General features: G+C 63.8%; 19 protein-coding genes. 3 read left to right on the top strand and 16 right to left on the bottom strand.

Annotated features, from left to right (window positions below):
* Nucleotides 1-5: 5 nt before the first annotated feature.
* From AB8717_RS15635 to AB8717_RS15580, 12 genes are all read right to left on the bottom strand, one after another.
* Nucleotides 6-506, bottom strand: a complete 501-nt coding sequence (locus AB8717_RS15635) for a DUF805 domain-containing protein (RefSeq protein ID WP_443748247.1) — start codon at nt 504-506, stop codon at nt 6-8.
* A gap of 85 nt (nt 507-591) precedes the next feature.
* Entirely contained in the window at nt 592-1,236 is a 645-nt protein-coding gene (gene hisIE / locus AB8717_RS15630) for a bifunctional phosphoribosyl-AMP cyclohydrolase/phosphoribosyl-ATP diphosphatase HisIE (RefSeq protein WP_443748246.1), read from the bottom strand.
* Between the two features lie 134 nt (nt 1,237-1,370).
* Nucleotides 1,371-2,138, bottom strand: a complete 768-nt coding sequence (gene hisF, locus AB8717_RS15625; protein WP_443748245.1) for an imidazole glycerol phosphate synthase subunit HisF — start codon at nt 2,136-2,138, stop codon at nt 1,371-1,373.
* Entirely contained in the window at nt 2,128-2,859 is a 732-nt protein-coding gene (hisA, locus tag AB8717_RS15620) for a 1-(5-phosphoribosyl)-5-[(5-phosphoribosylamino)methylideneamino]imidazole-4-carboxamide isomerase (RefSeq protein ID WP_443748244.1), read from the bottom strand. The genes hisF and hisA overlap by 11 nt, the downstream gene beginning before the upstream one ends.
* Before the next feature lie 2 nt (nt 2,860-2,861).
* Complete coding sequence (gene hisH, locus AB8717_RS15615) at nt 2,862-3,449, bottom strand: imidazole glycerol phosphate synthase subunit HisH (protein ID WP_443748243.1); 588 nt, start codon at nt 3,447-3,449, stop codon at nt 2,862-2,864.
* A gap of 34 nt (nt 3,450-3,483) precedes the next feature.
* The gene (hisB, locus tag AB8717_RS15610; protein WP_443748242.1) at nt 3,484-4,968 is read right to left on the bottom strand and encodes an imidazoleglycerol-phosphate dehydratase HisB; all 1,485 of its coding nucleotides are present in this window, start codon (nt 4,966-4,968) and stop codon (nt 3,484-3,486) included.
* A 32-nt stretch (nt 4,969-5,000) separates the two neighbouring features.
* Nucleotides 5,001-6,299 carry a histidinol dehydrogenase gene (hisD, locus tag AB8717_RS15605; protein ID WP_443748241.1) on the bottom strand — a complete coding sequence of 433 codons (1,299 nt, stop codon included), beginning with the start codon at nt 6,297-6,299 and terminating at the stop codon, nt 5,001-5,003.
* On the bottom strand, nt 6,300-7,181 hold the full coding sequence (hisG, locus tag AB8717_RS15600; protein WP_443748240.1) for an ATP phosphoribosyltransferase: 882 nt from the start codon (nt 7,179-7,181) through the stop codon (nt 6,300-6,302).
* A complete protein-coding gene (locus tag AB8717_RS15595; RefSeq protein WP_443748239.1) occupies nt 7,178-7,483 on the bottom strand; it encodes a YerC/YecD family TrpR-related protein in 306 nt (101 codons plus the stop codon). The genes hisG and AB8717_RS15595 overlap by 4 nt, the downstream gene beginning before the upstream one ends.
* A 101-nt stretch (nt 7,484-7,584) precedes the next feature.
* Entirely contained in the window at nt 7,585-8,277 is a 693-nt protein-coding gene (locus AB8717_RS15590; RefSeq protein ID WP_443748238.1) for a TPM domain-containing protein, read from the bottom strand.
* 1 nt (nt 8,278) lies between these two features.
* Entirely contained in the window at nt 8,279-9,100 is an 822-nt protein-coding gene (locus AB8717_RS15585; protein ID WP_443748237.1) for a TPM domain-containing protein, read from the bottom strand.
* Nucleotides 9,101-9,124: 24 nt separating this feature from the next.
* Entirely contained in the window at nt 9,125-9,760 is a 636-nt protein-coding gene (locus tag AB8717_RS15580; protein WP_443748236.1) for a LemA family protein, read from the bottom strand.
* A 184-nt stretch (nt 9,761-9,944) separates the two neighbouring features.
* On the opposite strand from AB8717_RS15580, the gene AB8717_RS15575 reads away from it, so the two are divergent.
* Nucleotides 9,945-11,279: a tetratricopeptide repeat protein gene (locus AB8717_RS15575; RefSeq protein ID WP_443748235.1), complete on the top strand. Its 1,335-nt coding sequence runs from the start codon at nt 9,945-9,947 to the stop codon at nt 11,277-11,279.
* A 60-nt stretch (nt 11,280-11,339) separates the two neighbouring features.
* On the opposite strand, the gene AB8717_RS15570 is transcribed toward AB8717_RS15575, so the two are convergent.
* Nucleotides 11,340-11,762, bottom strand: coding sequence for a MarR family winged helix-turn-helix transcriptional regulator (locus AB8717_RS15570; protein ID WP_443748234.1), 423 nt, complete (start codon nt 11,760-11,762; stop codon nt 11,340-11,342).
* A gap of 105 nt (nt 11,763-11,867) precedes the next feature.
* Between AB8717_RS15570 and AB8717_RS15565 the strand changes: the two genes are divergently transcribed.
* Complete coding sequence (locus AB8717_RS15565; protein ID WP_443748233.1) at nt 11,868-12,893, top strand: hypothetical protein; 1,026 nt, start codon at nt 11,868-11,870, stop codon at nt 12,891-12,893.
* Between the two features lie 9 nt (nt 12,894-12,902).
* Complete coding sequence (locus tag AB8717_RS15560; RefSeq protein WP_443748232.1) at nt 12,903-13,409, top strand: CPBP family glutamic-type intramembrane protease; 507 nt, start codon at nt 12,903-12,905, stop codon at nt 13,407-13,409.
* On the opposite strand, the gene AB8717_RS15555 is transcribed toward AB8717_RS15560, so the two are convergent.
* The 3 genes from AB8717_RS15555 to AB8717_RS15545 form a co-directional block, all read right to left on the bottom strand.
* The gene (locus AB8717_RS15555; protein WP_443748231.1) at nt 13,406-13,903 is read right to left on the bottom strand and encodes a GNAT family N-acetyltransferase; all 498 of its coding nucleotides are present in this window, start codon (nt 13,901-13,903) and stop codon (nt 13,406-13,408) included. The genes AB8717_RS15560 and AB8717_RS15555 overlap by 4 nt on opposite strands.
* A gap of 358 nt (nt 13,904-14,261) precedes the next feature.
* On the bottom strand, nt 14,262-14,771 hold the full coding sequence (locus tag AB8717_RS15550) for a GNAT family N-acetyltransferase (RefSeq protein WP_443748230.1): 510 nt from the start codon (nt 14,769-14,771) through the stop codon (nt 14,262-14,264).
* A gap of 60 nt (nt 14,772-14,831) precedes the next feature.
* The gene (locus AB8717_RS15545; RefSeq protein ID WP_443748229.1) at nt 14,832-16,679 is read right to left on the bottom strand and encodes an alkaline phosphatase family protein; all 1,848 of its coding nucleotides are present in this window, start codon (nt 16,677-16,679) and stop codon (nt 14,832-14,834) included.
* Nucleotides 16,680-16,808 lie beyond the last annotated feature (129 nt).

Raw genomic sequence — 16,808 nt, 5'->3', positions numbered from 1 at the left:
GCGGCTTAGAATACCGCCGCGGCCGCGGCCGCGCCCGGTGGAGGACCGTAACGGTTGGGCACGGGTTTGCCGGCCTGGCTCAACTGATAGCGCAGGAAGACGTTGAAGCCGATCGACGGCAGGATGAACACCCAGATCCAGGTGCTGCCGTCGACCAGCCATTGCGGCATGCCGGTGCCGGTCGCCGCGGAAACCGCGACGGCGCCGATCGCGCCGAGGGCGACGAGAATGATCACGGGGCTCAGCAGTATGATCTTGCCGGACAGGTTGCGGTCGTGCAGCCGGCGCACCATGATCTGGAAGAAACGGTAGCGGTAGTAGGACAACAGGACAAAGCCCACGGCCCACAGTGCGCTGCTGGCCCATACGGGAATGGACGTAAAGCCGACCCCGCCGGCAATGAACAAGGCGATCGGAATGATGCAGAAGGCAAAATGGCGCCAGCGCGCCTTCTTGTATTCCGCCACGCCGATGCGGCCGCGGCTGTTCCATGACAGATCGATCATCGCCATTCCCCCGAAAACACGAGGGACTATAGATGATATCGCCGTTCTGTAAAGTTCAGCTCCGAAAAGCCTAACCCCAGAAGGCCTAACCCCTGTGCCGTTCGCGCAGGATGTCGAGCACGGCGTCGAGCGAGGTTTCCCGCGCCATCAACAGGACGCTCAGGTGATAAAGCAGGTCGGCGGCTTCGTTGTGAAGTTCGTCGAGGTCGCCGGCGCGGCCGGCCAGGGCTGTTTCCAGGCCTTCCTCGCCGACCTTCTGCGCGATCTTGGCAATGCCCTTGTGCATCAGGCGCGCCGTGTAGCTGTCGGCCGGATCGGCCTTGGCGCGTTCGGCCACGACGCCGGCCAACTCACCCATGAAGCCGATGCCAGGCGCGTCTTCGTGCCCGAAACACGAGGTCGTCTTGGTGTGGCAGGTCGGGCCGGCGGGACGGGCATAGACCAGCAAGGCGTCTTCGTCGCAGTCGGTCAGGACGCAGTCGAGCGCCAGCGTATCACCCGACGTCTCGCCCTTGGTCCACAACCGGCCTTTCGAGCGCGACCAGAAGGTGACGAGGCCGTCTTCCAGCGTTTTGGTCAGCGCCTCGGCGTTCATATAGCCGAGCATCAACACCTGCAGCGTATCGGCGTGCTGCACGACCGCCGGCACAAGACCGCCGTCCTTGTTGAAATCGATCCGCGCCACGTCGTCTTTGGTCAGCGGGTTGGGTATGTGGTGGGCTTCGGGCATTATCTCTGCCTTGTAAAAAGACCCCTCCACCCCTTCGCGGTCCCCCTCCCCACGCTGCGCGTAGGGAGGAGATATCTTGCTCCTCCCCATCAAAGATGAGGAGGGGGACCGCGAAGCGGTGGAGGGGTATCTTGCTATAGTCTGACGGCGATCCCGTCGGCCCGAAGCTGTCGCTTCAGGTCGGGAATGGCGATGATTTTCTTGTGAAATACGCTGGCGGCCAATGCACCGGACACATCCGCCTCGACGAAGGCGTCGCGGAAGTGTTCGGGCGCACCGGCGCCGCCGGAAGCCACCAGCGGAATATGCAGCAGGTCGCGCACCAGCTTGAGCTGCTTCAGATCGTAACCCTTGCGCACGCCGTCCTGGTTCATGCAGTTGAGCACGATCTCGCCGGCGCCGCGCCGTTGCGCCTCGACGACCCAGTCGAGCGTGCGGCGGCCGGCCTGGCGGATCTTGTCGGGATCGCCGGAATACTGGTGGACGTAATAGTCGTTGTCCATTTCGCGCGAGTCGATACCGACGACGACACATTGCGAGCCGGCCATTTCCGCCAGTTCGTCGATCAGGTCCGGGCGTTCCAGGGCGGGCGAATTGATCGACACCTTGTCGGCGCCGGAATCGAGGCAGCGCACCGCCTGTTCCGCCGTGCGCAAGCCACCGGCCACGCAGAACGGGATGTCGAGCGCGCGGGCGATGTCGCGCACCCAGTTGTAATCGACCGTGCGGCCTTCCGACGAGGCGGTGATGTCATACAGCACGAGCTCGTCGGCGCCTTCGTCGCGGTAGCGCAGCGCCAGGTCGACGGCGTCGCCCAGGACTTCATGGCCGACGAACTGCACGCCCTTGACGACCTTGCCGTCCTTGACGTCGAGGCAGGGGATGATGCGTCTAGCCAACATTGATCGCTGCCTTGAGGTCGATCAGACCTTCGTAAATCGCCTTGCCGACGATCGCGCCGTGCACGCCTAAAGCTTTCAAATCATAAAGATCGTCGACCGAACGTACGCCGCCCGAGGCCTGGATGTCGAGGTCCGGACGCTTGCGGCGCAGGGCCTGCATCAGCTCCATGTTCGGGCCCATCAGCATGCCGTCGCGCGACACGTCGGTGACCAGGATGCGCTGCGCGGTGCCGGCCGGATAGTAGTCTAGGACATCCCACAGCGAGATGCCCGAACCTTCGACCCAACCATGCAGGGCGGCGTCGAAATCGCCGTCCTTGGTCGGCAGGACGTCGAGCGCGAGCGTGATGCGGTCCTTGCCGAAGTCCTTCAGCCAGCCGCGCACCTCTTCGGGGTTTTTGACCGCCGCCGAGCCGACGACGACGGCCGAAACACCGGCGTCGAGCAGGGTTTGCACATGCTCGCGCGAGCGCACGCCGCCGCCCGTTTGAATCCTGGCTTTCGACGCTGCCGCCAGACGGCCGATCAGTTCGTGCTGTTGCGGCGAACCGGCCTTGGCGCCGTCGAGATCGACGATGTGCACCCATTCGGCGTGCTCGTCGTTGAACAGGGAAAGGCGTTTGAACGGATCGGAATCGTAACGCGTCACGGCGTCGAAACGCCCCTGCGCCAGGCGTACGCATTCGCCGTTGATCAGGTCGATGGCGGGGTAGAGGATCATAATTACAACTCGACGAAATTCTTCAGGATCTGCGCGCCGGCGGCGCTGGATCGTTCGGGGTGGAACTGGCAACCCCAGACATTGTCCTTGCGCACCATGGCGGCGAAAGGTTGGCCATAGGTCGCCGTGGTCAGGGTATGTTCGGTGACCGGGCACACGTATGAGTGAACGAAGTAGGCGAAGTCGCCGTCCCGTAAGCCGGCGTTCAGCGGGTCATCGGCTTTGATTTCGAGCTGGTTCCAGCCCATGTGCGGCACGACCATTTCCCGGCTGGCCACCATCTGCGTCACCTCGCCCGGGATCAGGCCCAGACATTCGACGCTGCCCTCGGTCGAGCGGTCGAACAGCAGCTGCTGGCCCAGGCACACGCCCATCAACGGGACTTCGAGCCCGCGGATGATGTCGTAAAGCCCCAGTTCGTGAATGCGGTTCATGGCGAAGCCGGCGGCGCCGACACCCGGCAGGATGACTTTCCTGGCGCCCTTGATCTCGGCCTGGTCGGACGACAATTTCGCTTCGGCGCCCAGGCGGTCGAGCGCGAACAGCACCGAGGCCGTGTTGGCGCACCCAAGCTCTATAACAGTAATCATGTGCTAACGCTTCGCTCCTTGAGCACGACGGTAATCACGCAAGCATTCCCTTGGTAGACGGCAGGGCATCGCCTTCGATGCGCGTCGCCTGGCGCAGCGCCCGGCCCAGCGCCTTGAAGCAGGCCTCGGTCTTGTGGTGGTCGTTGCCGCCCTCGACCTCGACATGGATCGAGGCGCCCAGCGTCTCCGACAGCGAGCGGAAGGCGTGCGCCGTCATCTCGGTCTGGTAGTCGCCGATATGCGTCGTTTCGAACGTGCCTTTGAAGACGCAGAACGGCCGCCCGCCCAGGTCGACCGAGACCTTGGCTTCGGTCTCGTCCATCGGCAGCACGAAGCCGAAACGTGCCATGCCGACGCGGTCGCCCAGCGCGATCTTCAGCGCCTGGCCGAAAGCCAGCATGCAATCCTCGACCGTATGGTGGCCGTCGATGTGCAGGTCGCCCTCGCAGGCCAGCTGCAGCGAGAAGCCGCCGTGGGTCGCGACCTGATCCAGCATGTGATCGAAGAAGCCGATGCCGGTATTGACCTTGACGGGCTTCGGGTCATCGAGATTGACCAGGGCCGAAATGCGCGTTTCCTTGGTGTCGCGCAGGATTTCGCCGAGGCGCGGCGCCTTTTCGGTCGCCGGAACGTCCAGCGCCTTGAGGATACGGTTGTTGGTCGCGGCATCGCCGAGCGCCAGCAGCAGGCCGTTGGGCGTATTCTGCGCCGACAGGCCCAGCTTCTTCAGCGCAGTCTGGGTCTTCAGCAGGTTGACCGGGCGCAGCAGCATGAACGGGCCATCGTTGAGGTCGAAGCCGTCGAGCTGCGGCGACCGCGAAAGGGCGTCGCGCACGCGCGCCTGTTCGGCGCGAATAAGGTCGATGCGCGACTGGACGCTCAGCGACCGCGACGGAGACAGCGACGCTTCGGCGGCGCGCACCGACGGCGTCGGGATGGGGTGCGGCTCGCAATATTTCAGCAGACCTTGCAGCGTCTTGGTGTTGGCGATCAGGGCGCCGACGCGGGCGCCGGCCATGCCGAACAGGTAGGACAGGCTTTTCAGCACCACGACATTGGGCTCGGTCACGGCCAGTTCAACCATGGATGCCGCGGTGGCGGCATCGAAATAGCTTTCGTCGATCACCAGGATCGACGGGAACAGGTCGACCGCCAGCGTACGCGCGGCGATCAGGTCCAGTGCCTTGCCGTCGCGCTGGCTGGGATTGTGCGCCAGGTAGAAGCCGCCGCCCTTGGGGATGGGGCCGGACTGCGGCGGCTGGCGGACGGTCAGGTTATAGACCGCCGACAGATCTTCGACATAGTGGTCGGCGCCGGCCCAGACGAATTCGTGACCGTGGACGCGCAGGCGGCGCATCAGCACCTCCATGGCGTGCGAAGCGCCGCGCGTCACCATCAGCTGATGCGCCTCGACGCCGTAGAAATCGGCCATGCGTTCCCGCAGGGGCTCAAGCGACGGCGGCAGCGATTCCAGGCCCGAGCCGCTGGCGTTCAAGGAAGAGAAGGGCGAATTGAACATCGGTTAAACGGTCTTTTTGTGTAAAACGTTTGTTAGACTTCCAGTCGGAAATCCGCGGCAAGAGCGTGGGCTTCGAGCCCTTCTAGGCGCGCCAGGCGGGCGGCGGCCGGGGCGATCGACGCGGCGCCGGCCTTGGTGGCCCGCTGGACGACGAAGCTGGTGAGGAAGGAACGCACCGTGATGCCGTCCCACGCCTTGGCGGCGCCGTCGGTTGGCAGGACGTGGCTGGGGCCGGCGGCATAGTCGCCGAAGGTTTCGGCGGCATAGGTGCCGGCGAAGATGGTGCCGGCGGCGCTCAGCTGCGGAATGATGCCGTCGAGATCGCCGACCTGGATCGCCAGGTGTTCCGGGCCGTAGAGGTTCGAGACCTCGGCGGCTTCGGCGATCGATGACACCACAAACAGGCGCGCTTGATCGAGCGAGGCCTTGGCGATGGCGGCGCGCGGCAGGCGCTCGACCTGGGCGGTAACCTCGATGACGATCTTTTCTGCGATATCGCTCGAGAGGGCGACCAGAACGACCTGAGCGTCGGCATCGTGCTCGGCCTGGCTGAGCAGGTCGGCGGCGACGAGTTTCGCATTGGCATTGTCGTCGGCAATGACCAGCAGCTCCGACGGGCCGGCAGGCATGTCAATGGCCAGGCCTGACACGCGCTCTGTGGCATATCTTTTTGCTTCAGCGACGTATTTGTTGCCCGGGCCGAAGATCTTGTCGGCGGCGGGAATGCCTTCCAGCACGCCCAGCGCCAGGGCCGCGATGCCGTGGGCGCCGCCGACGCGCCATACGCTGTCGAGGCCGGACGCCGCACCGGCGGCGATCATCATCGGGTGAATCGATCCGTCGCGGGCGGGCGGCGTGATGCAGACGCGGTTCTTCACGCCGGCAACCAGGGCCGGCACGGCCGTCATGATCAGGGTTGAGAACAGCGGCGCCGTACCGCCCGGCGCATAGAGGCCGGCAGTGTTGAGCGGACGATAGACGCGTTGCAGGCTCAGGCCCGGCTTCGGCGCGATGACAGGGCCGTCGCCCGGCAGTTCGGCGGCCTGGAAGGCGCGGACGTTTTCGACCGCCAGTTCCATGGCGGCAAGGTCGTCGGCTGTCAGGCGCGCGCGCGCGGCGTCGACCGTCTTGGCATCCAGGCGCACGGCGTCGGGCGCGTGGCCGTCGAGCCTGACGGCCCAGTCGGCGAGGCCTTCGAAGCCCCGGCCTTCGATATCATCAAAGATCGCCTTGACGCGCGCAGCGACCGCCGGGTCGCGGCGGTTTTCCGGCCGGGCCAGGGCCGTCACGCGCTCGGCCGGGCTCAAATCTTTCCAGACGAAGGTCTTCATCTACTTCATCATCTTTTCGATCGGCAGCACCAGGATGGCAGAGGCGCCAGCGGCTTTCAGCTTGTCGAGCGTCTCCCAGAAGACGTTTTCCTGGCAGACGGCGTGGACGGCCACGGTATCGTCGCGGCCGGCCAGTTGCATGATGGTCGGGCCATCGGCGCCGGGGATCAGCTTTATGATGTCGTCGAGGTGCGCCTTGGGGGCATTCAGCATGACGTACTTGGCGCCCGTCGAGGCAACGACGCCGTCGAAGCGGCGCACGACGATGTCGTAGAGGTGGGCCAGTTCGGGCGGCGGGGCATGCGGCGCCTTGATCAGTACGGCTTCCGACTTGAGCACCAGGTCGGTGGCGCGCATACCGTTGGCTTCCAGCGTGGCGCCGGTCGACACCAGATCGCAGATGGCGTGGGCGATCTTCATGCGCGGAGCGACTTCGACGGCGCCGCGCATCTCGACGATCTCGGCCTTGACGCCCTTGTCCTTCAGCCAGCGGCCGAGGATATTGGGGTACGAGGTGGCGATGCGCTTGCCTTCCAGGCTTTGCGGGCCGTCATAGGCGACGTCGTTCGGCACGGCGATCTTCAGCGTGCAGCCGCCGAAGCCCAGGCGCATGACGATCATGCTTTCGAGATCGGCGTCGGGGAAGTGTTCCTGCAAAACGTTCAGGCCAACGATGCCCAGCTCGGCGACATTGTCGGCGACGAAGGTCGGGATGTCGTCGTCGCGCACACGCAGCAGGTCGATCGGCTGATTTTCGATACGATACAACAGATCGTTGATGCCCTTCATGACGCGCAGGCCCGCGCCGGAGATCAGCTCCAGCGAGCGGTCGGCCAGGCGGCCCGACTTCTGGACGGCAATACGCAAACGCGGTTCGGTCATTTCGAATCTTTCAGTTTATCCAGGACAACCCGGTAGCCTTGATGCGGCATTTCGCGCAGGAATCGCGCCACCCGCGTCACCGTCGTCGTCGAGGCGCCGGTGCGGGTGGCGATGTCGCGATAGCTGAGCTGTCCCTCATCGAGCAGGCGCGCCACCTTGAAGCGCTCGGCAAAGGCGCGGAGCTCGGCGGGCGTGCACAGGTCGTTGAGGAAGGCCTTGACCTCTTCGGCGCTTTCCAGCGATAGCAGGGCGCGCACAAGCACGTCCTGGTCGTCGGAAAGATCCTGAGGGCTGGGCTGCATCTGTGTTACCGTGTTAATGTGTTAGCGTGCTGATACAGTAACACAGATGGCGATGCAAGCGCCGAACGCAAGGTTTTCAGGATAAATATCCCGGCCGGATATCAGATTTCGATCAGGACGTCGGGCAGTTCGTTGGGATTGTCGGCGTCGGGCGGGAAGTGCTGGGCCAGCGATACGCCGCAGGCGGCGACGGCTTCGACGAAGCCGGTGGTCAGGTCGCCGGACTTGATATTCTTCAGCAGGACATTGATCGTGTTGTTCCACACCGATTTATCGACCTTGGTGAAGATGCCTTCGTCGGCGATGACCTCGACGAAACGTTCTTCCAGCGCACAGAAGATCATGACGCCGGTGCGGCCGCGGGTGAGATGCAGGCCGCGGGCGTAGAACTGCTCCATGGCCTTTTCGTGCGCTTTTTTGCGGCGCGTCGCCTGGGGCGTCAGGGCCAGCTTGAGCCCGGTGAAGTTGACCAGCACATAGACCAGCGCAAAGACGACGATCTGCAGCGCCGCGTAGGCCAGCAGGATTTCCCAGACGGGAAAATCGCCGGACGTGCCTATGCCGTTCCAGCCGAGGACGGCGTTCACCGCGGGGGCCAGCCATTGATGCGGCAGGAAACCCGTGGCGCCCAATACCAGTGGCAAGACCAGGGCCGAAGCCGCCGCCCAGCCGAGCGGGGTTTCGCCATAGTTCAGCGCCTTGCCCTTGATGACGCAGGTGATTTCGCCCGATGTGGCCGTTTCGGCTTGGGCGATGGCCGCATTGATGCGGCTATGGTCGATTTTCAGGCCCATCCTACCAACTCCCCGAACTGCCGCCGCCGCCGAACGATCCGCCGCCACCACTGAAGCCGCCGCCGCCGCCGCCCCAATCACCGCCGCCGCCGCCGCCCCAGCCGCGGCCACCGCCGCCCAGGACGTTGCCGAGGATGAACCAGGGCAGCCAGCCGCGCGAGAACAGCACGAAGACGATGATGATCAGGATGATGACGCCGATCGGCAGGCCGCGTTCATGACGCACGGGCTGCTGTTCCGCGGCCTGCGCCTTCTGGATGGCCACGCCGCGATCGAGCGACAGCTGCTGAATGACGGCGTCGGTGCCGGCTTCGACCCCGCCGTCATAATCGCCGGCCTTGAACTTCGGCAGGATGTCCTCGCGGATGATCAGCGACGACATGGCGTCGGTCATCACCGGTTCGAGGCCGTAGCCGACTTCGATGCGCACCTTGCGGTCGTTGGGCGCGACCAGGATGATCAGGCCGTTGTCCTTGTAGGTCTGGCCGTTGGACGCCTTGACGTCACCCTTCTGGCCGATGCCCCAGTGGCGGCCGAGCTGGTAGCCGTAGTCCTCGATCTCATGGCCCTGCAGGCTGTCTACCGTGACGACGACGACCTGGTCGGTGGTCGCGTCCTCGACACCCTTGAGCTTTTGTTCCAGGTCCTGTTCGGTCTGGGCCGACAGGATATTGGCCTGGTCGACGACCCGATGCCCGTTGAGGTCCGGGAATTTCAGGTCGTCGGCGCGGACGGCCGGCGCGATCGCCAGCAGCAGCAGCATGGCGGCAGCCACGAAGGACTGCAGCCAGGGAAGGGGCCGGCTAACCGGAAAGGGGGACATGGGCTCAGGCCTTGTCAAAAGGGCTTATTTCGATGCGGCGGATGCACCGATATCCGAGAAATCGACCGTCGGCGCATTGGCGTCGGCGGCGGGCGCCGTGAAATAGGCCATGGGCTTCGAGCTGCCGTACATGGTCTTGGCCCAGACGACGGTCGGGAAGGTGCGGAGCGACGTGTTAAAGTCCTGGGCCGCGTCGTTATAGTCCTTGCGGGCGATGGCGATGCGGTTTTCCGTGCCTTCCAGCTGGTCCTGGAGGGTCTGGAAGTTGGCGTTGGTCTTCAGGTCCGGATAGCGTTCCTGGATGACCATCAGGCGGCCGAGCGCCGAGGACAGGCCGTCCTGGGCCTGCTGGAACTGCTGGAACTTGGCCTGGTCCGTCAGGGTGTTGGCGTCGACCGTAACAGAGGTCGCCTTGGCGCGGGCCTCGACGACCTGGGTCAGGGTGGTGCGCTCCTGGGCGGCGGCGCCCTTCACCGTTGCGACCAGCTGCGGCACCAGGTCGGCGCGGCGCTTGTACTCGTTTTCGACCTGGGACCACTTGGCCTTGGCATTTTCTTCCTTGGTCGGAATGGTGTTGATGCCGCAGCCCGACAGGCTGGCGGCCATCGCCACCGTCAGCACGACGCCGGCGACCGGACGAACAACGCGTTTCGAGATCATGGGGAGCTCCTCTGTGGTCCCTGAATTCCATCCAAGCGACAGAGGCGGCGTATACGCCTTCATCCCCCCTGCCATACCCAATGTGGTGACGTCATAAACCATTTTGAAGGGGTGGCAAAGGGGATGCCAAAGGACTTGCGCAAGAGGCGGCTTTCTGCTGGTAATTCCGGCAAGGGAGGGAACCATGAAACACTCTGCATCTTTCGCTGCAATCCTGGCGGTCTGCGCCTTATCCGCCACGCTGGCCGGCCCGGTCCGGGCCGACGACGCCAAGGCGCCCGCCGTCGCCGCCAGGCCCGACATCGCCGTCCTGACCAAACGCGCCGAAGGCGGCGATGTGGCGGCTGAACGTGACCTGGGCCTGGCGTATCGCAAGGGCACCGGCGTCGAAGAGGACGATGAAAAGGCCTTCCAGTGGCTTAACAAGGCGGCCCATGCCGGCGACGCCGAGGCGGAAGCCGAGCTGGGCGACCTCTATTACTGGGGCGAGGGCACCGAAAAGGACGTCAACGAGGCTGTGCGCCTGTACCGGCAATCGGCCGAACAAGGCAATGCCAACGGCCAGAACAGCCTGGGCTGGGTGCTGGATCGCGGAGAGGGCGTGACCCACGACCCGGTCGAGGCGCAGAAATGGTACCGGCTGGCGATCGCGCAGAACTATGCGCCGGCCATGAACAATCTCGGCCTGATGTACGACAACGGCGCCGGCGTGCCGGCCGACAAGGCCGCCGCCGTCAAGCTGTACCAGCAGTCGGCCGACCTGGGGAATGCCTACGGCCAGTACCTGTTGGGCACCATGTATGACGAAGGCACCGGCGTCGCGAAGGACCAGGCCAAGGCGATCAGCCTTTACAAGGCCGCCGCCGCGAAGGACCAGGATTCGGCGCTCGACCGCCTGGGCCAGATGGCGGAATTCGGCACGGCGCAGTCCGTCGACCTGCCGCTGGCCTTCAGCTACTACAAGCGCGCCGCCAAGCTGTGGAACAGCAATTCGATCGTGGCCATGGGGCGCTTTGCCTATTTCGGCAAGATCGACAAGCCCGACATGGGCGAGGCCTTCAAGTGGTTTGCCCGGGGCGCCATGCGCGACAATGCCGAAGGCCAGCGCGACCTGGGTATCATGTACCGCTTCGGCGACTTCCTGCCCGTCGACAGCGAGGCGGCGATGAAGTGGCTGCTCAAGGCCGCCGACCAGAAGGATTCGTCTGCCCAGTACGAAATCGGCGACATGTACACCAAGGGTGAAGGCGTCAAGGTCGACTATGCCGAAGCGCGCAAATGGCTGACCCTGTCGGCCAATGCCGGCGACGACGACGGCCAGTATCATCTGGGCGTCATGTACGAGAACGGCCTGGGGGTAAAGCAGGACCCGGTCGAGGCGCTGAAGTGGTATATCCTGTCGGCCAACCAGGACAATGAAGACGCCAAGACGGCTGTGGCGAAGCTGCGCAAGAGCCTGTCCATGTTCGACGCCGGCAAGGCGGACGCCGCCGCCAAGGCGTTCAAGCCCGCGGACTAGATACAGCGTATCAAAAAGCCGCTGCCGCTTTTTGGATAGGCAGGATGTGAAATAAGAGCCCTAGGGTTTCAGTTTTTTCGTCTGTTCGCGCAGGACCCGGGTCGTGCCGTCGAGATAGCCCATGATCAAGGCGCGCTGTTCCGCCGAGTAGTGCCCAAGCAGGTCGTCCATGGCGGCCGTCAGTGATGCGAAGATCGGTCCCTGGATTTCGCGGATCTTTTCGACCTGCTGGGCATGGATCAGGACGCTGCGCCGGTCGTTCGGATTGGGCACGCGCCTGGCATAGCCCTGCTTTTCGAGGCGGTCGACGATGCCGGTGATGGCGCCGGTCGTCAGGCCCGTGGCGCTGGCCAACTGGCCGGCCGTCACGACGCCCATGTCCGCCAGGACGCCCAGGGTCTTGCGTTCCGGGGCCGACATGCCCAGGGCGCGGGCCACCGTTTCATGAAACGTAATAATGGCGGCGGAAAGATCGCGATGCATGCGGTGCGGGTCGTCCGTAACGGAAGGCGTGGGTTTGGGGCTTGAATTTATCTTAGACATAAGATAATTATATCTAAGATTTCTTCCAAAGGAAAGGGCAAATCCATGCCGGAAGTCGCCGAAGTACAGAAAAAGTCGTGGTTCCACAGGGCATTGCCCGGCATCACGCTGATGCTGATGGCTGCGCTGATCACCGAGCTTCTGCCCGGCGCCACCCGGATCAGTTCAGCGATCTTCTTTCCCATAGAGACGATTATCTGGGGCGGGGGCGCGGTTCTGGCGCGCTTCTTCGTCCGCCGGTATCGCCTGGGCTGGTTCAACCTGCTGCTGCTGGCGCTGGCCCTTGCGGTCGCCGAGGAATGCCTGATCCAGCAGACCTCGTTCGCGCCGCTGATCATCAAACTCAAGGGCGTCGAATATGCCCGCGCCTACGGCTTCAACTACGTCTATTTCGTCTGGGCAATGCTGTACGAAGCCCTGTTCGCCGTGCTTGTGCCGGTCGGTCTGACGGAGCTGATCTTCCGCGGCCGCAAGGACCAGCCGTGGCTGAGCGGCTGGGGCATCGGCATCATCTGCGTGCTCTTCCTGCCGGCCTGTTTCGTGGCGTGGTTCGGCTGGAACCAGATTGCCCGCACCAAGGTCTTCCACCTGCCGGCCTATAATATCCCGCCGGACCTGGCCATTGCCGGTGCCGTTGCTTTGGCCGTCCTGCTGCTGGCCGCGCTCGGACCGGTGCGCCGGGCCTTTGCCGGCGCCGCGAAGCCGATGACGCCGCCACATCCCGTTGTTCTGTTCGTCCTGGGTGTTTTGGTAGCGGTGGTGATCTTCGGCATCGAAATCCTGGCCTTCGGCATCGCGCCGCAAGTGCCGCCGCTGGCGCCCGTGGCTGCCGGTATCGTCCTGGCCCTGGTCCTCATCATGACCGTGCCCGGCTTCATGGCGCACGAAAAGTGGGGTAACTGGCACGCTATCGGCGCGCTCTACGGCGTTACCCTCGGCAACTTCGCCATCATGTTCGTGGCCTTCAACGGCGCGGCGCCCGTCGATCTCTACGGCAAGATCATCCTCGATGCGATTGCCGTCCTGCTGATGCTGTGGCTGATGCTGGCGCGCGGAGGCAAGAGGGGCTAAGACCGGCCCATGCCGATGCTTCTCCGCCTGAAATCCGCGCTTCTGACCTGGCCCAGGGCTGGTGAATGGGCGGTATCCCTGGCGATCTATTGCGGGGCGACGGTGGCGATGGCGGCCGTCGCCTTTGTTTTCAGGCTGGTCCACTGGCAGCCACGGTTCGACGTTTGGCCCCTGCGCCTGAGCGTTTTTATCATTCCGGCCTTTACCGAAGAACTGGTGTTTCGCGGCCTGCTGGTCCCGGGACGCAACGAAGGCCAGAGCCCCGTCCGCTGGATCGCGTTTGGCACCCTGGCCTTCGTGCTGTGGCATGTCGTCGAAGCCACCATTATCCTGCCAGGCGCGGGCTTGTTCCTGCATCCGGCGTTTTTATTTTGCGCGGGCCTCATGGGCCTGGCATGCGCCGTCACGCGCTACCGCACGGGCAGCCTGTGGCCGGCAGTGCTGTTCCACGGCTTCGTCGTCTTCGCCTGGCAGGTCCTGCTCGGCGGCCCGGCGATCCAGGAATTGCTCCGCTAATTCCGGAGGTCCTTGTTCATCACGTAGTCGGTAAAGCCGTAATTCCCCAGCTCGAATGGGATTTCACGGTCGACCGTAAAGCCCCGGCGCAGGCAGAAGTCCACGGCGACGTCCTGGTCCTTGTGGACGCAGACCGACATGGCTTGCGCGGGCGAGAAATAGTCCTGCACCGCCTGGATCAGCGCCTTGCCGAGGCCAAAGCCGCGATAGTCCTGCAGCACATAGAGCTTGGTGATCCACACGCGCGACCCCTCCAGGTGCGCGGAGGCGAAGCCGACATCGCGATGGCCGACATGCACCGCCCAGTAGATGTGGCCCTTCTGGGTGATGTCCTGCTCGAGCGTATCGAGGTCGAACAGGGCGGCAAGCATTTCGTCGATATGGTCGGGAGCTATCATATGCCGATAGCATTTGGGCCAGATCTGAAGGGCCAGATCGCGGACGATCTCGAGTTCGGCCAGGCTGATCGCTCGGGTACGGGGCGTATAGGGCATTTTTGTCTCCCATTATCTACACGGGCAGTACGGGCAGGTCAGGATGTCGCTTTGGGGACGTCTCAACTCCAGGATTGGGGAGGCGGGCATTCTTGCGGCCGCCTGTCGCGTTAACCGGTCGTTAGGGACGATTTAACGAGACCTTAATTTTGTACCACAGAAAAATTGCGCCTGACAGGCGAGAATGGCGCAGTAACAGGAATGTTTACTGGAGATATAGTCCCGTGGCGCAAGACTCTATCAAGCCTTTACTGCGCCTTGGGCGTCCGGAATAAAGTAAAGTAAAAAATTTAATCCCGTTAGCGCTCACATTATAAGAGAGCGATAAAAACGTACGCGCTTGCGAAAGAACAGACGACTATATATCGCGCTGCATCATGTAATCGGTGAAGTCGTAAGGTCCCATGGTCACCGGCACTTCGGCCGCGATGGTAAAGCCCGAGCGCAGGTAGTAGTCGATGGCCGGTGTATTGTCGCGGTTGACATAAAGCACCAGCTGGCGCGCCCCGGCTGCGAAATAGTCGAGGGCCGCCTCGGTCAGGGCCTTGCCGATGCCATGGCCGCGATGGTCGTCGCGCACATACAGTTTCTTGAGCCACAGGCGTTCGCCGTCACGATAGGCCGAGGCATAGCCGACATCACGGTCGGCGAAACGCGCCACCCAGAAGACGTGGCCTTCCTCGACCATTTCCTTTTCCAGGGCGTCGGTGGCGTAGAGCACGGCCAGCATGGCGTCGACGCGGTCGGGACCGATGATGTTGCGGTAACAACCGGGCCAGATGGCAAGCGCCAATTCGCGCACCACCTCGAGTTCGCCCGCGCTGATCTTGCGAATATCGACCTTTCGACCGTTGCCCTGGAAAGCCATAGTTTGCCGCCCTTATATCTTTTTCAGATATATTGGCGACAAACGGGCTTTTTTCAAATCCTATTTCTTGGTTTTGAGGCCGACCACGCGGCCGGGCATACCCGCCGCGTCGAGGTAGGTCTCACCGTCGGCGCTCTGCGTCTCCAGCACGGTGTTGAAGCCGTTGGCGGCGGCGTCCGAGCGTACGACGTTGGTGGTCGTCGGCGTGGCGTCGGGGCCACCCGGCAGGGCTTCATGGATCACGCGGCCGACCAGAGTGCCCTTGGGCGCCAGCTGGAAGCCCAGGATATGCGCCAGGGTCGGCGTAATGTCGGCGTTCGATACGGGCGAGGCGTCGGCGAAGCCCGCCTTGAAGTCCGGCCCGATGGCCGCCATGAAGTTGCGGGTGTTGGCGCGGGTCAGGGCGCCGTGACTGCCCTGGCCCTGTTGCAGGCCGCCGTCGACCGTCAGGATCGAGCACACTTCCGGGTTCTGCCACTTTTTGACGCACGAGGGGAGAGCGTAGTCGGCGAACGAGATGTAGATGGCGGGCTTCGGCGTCTTCGCCGTGCCGCTGAGCCGCGCGTCCTTGAGCGCCAGCGCGCCCTTGACGGGGCCGAGGGATTCATCGGCGAACAGGGCGCCGGTATAGTCTTCCTTCGACAGGGCGGCGACGATCTTCGGCGCAAGGTCCCTGGCCTTGGCGGGGTTGAGATATATGATGTCCGAGCCGCCGCCGACCACCAGGATGATGTCGGGATTTTGCGGGTCGGCGCCGATCAGCGACACGCCGCCCGGATGGAAGCGCGGGTTGAGCGGCTGGCCGTAGGCGTCGTTGAGCGGGAGGTTGAGCGCGTGCGCCAGGTCAATGGCGACGAAACCGGCCGGCAGGAAGCCCTTCATCGTGTCGTCGGGAAAGCTGAGCGTCGCGGCGTAGGAGGTCTTGGACTGGCGGCTGATGGTCGAGAAGCCGTGGTCGGCCGTGACGAAGATGTCGGTATTGTCGTAGAGGCCCTGCGCCTTCAGCGCGTCGATCAGGGCCTGCAGGTTGTCGGACGCATTGCGCACGGCGGCCAGCGAGGTCGGGCCGTTGATGCCCGGCGAAAGTTTATTCAGGCTGTCGCCGTTATTGTGCTGGGTGCCGTCCGGGTCGCGCGACCAGTATACGATGGCGAAGGGCTGCCCGGCCTTGGCGAAACGCGGCAGCACGACCTTGGTCGCCACGTCGACGAACCATTGCTGCTGGTAGCTGTTGGGCACCAGGACGCCCGGCATGTTGTACGCGCCGGGCGAGCCGTTCAGGCCCCGGTCCGGTGCGCGGGTATCGAGGCCGGCGGCCTTCATCGCGTCGAAGATATCGGCGGGCAGCGGCACGCCCAGGCTATGCTTGCCATCGCTGGTTTCGTCGTCGATGACCAGGGTGCTCTTGCCGTCGACAGCGGCGATGTCCTGGATCAGGACCGGGCCTTCCTTGCCGATGGCGGCCGTCTGGTAGCCGTGGTCGCGGGCGATCTTCAGCAGGCTGTCTTCGTTGAGATAGTTGCCGCCGAGGCGCGCATTGACCTCTTCGAGGACGGCGTCGTCTTCCATGTCGCCGACCACGCTGCCGCCGGCCTTGAGGCGTTGGCCCCAGTACATGTTGTTGGCGTATTCGCCGGTGTCGCCGGGCGCGTGGCCGGTGGCGATGACTGAAGCATTGACCGTCGTGACCGTCGGATAGACCGAATGCGAATTGCGGAAGTCCACGCCCTTCTGCTGAATTTCATAAAGCGTCGGAGCCGTGTCCTTGTTGACGATGCCATAGCGCAGCCCGTCGGCGACGAAGACGACGATGTTGCGCGGCTTCTGCGCCGCCGGATCGGCGTGCACGGAGGAAGCGGCGAGAAGGCTGGAGGCCAAGAGGGCGGCTTTGAGGGCGGAACGGAGCATCGGCGACCTGACGCAGGAAAAGGGGAGGGTTGTGCCCCGACTATCAGGCCAGTGTGACGCTTGTGTTACAGTTTAACCGAAGCCTGCGACCACGAACTGGGCCTCATGTTTGCACATTGTCAACCAAGC

This window comes from Asticcacaulis solisilvae (assembly GCF_052327315.1).
Lineage (GTDB): Bacteria > Pseudomonadota > Alphaproteobacteria > Caulobacterales > Caulobacteraceae > Asticcacaulis > Asticcacaulis solisilvae_B.
The sequence above is the reverse complement of the archived record's forward strand: the minus strand, read 5'-3'. Positions and strand labels throughout refer to the sequence as shown.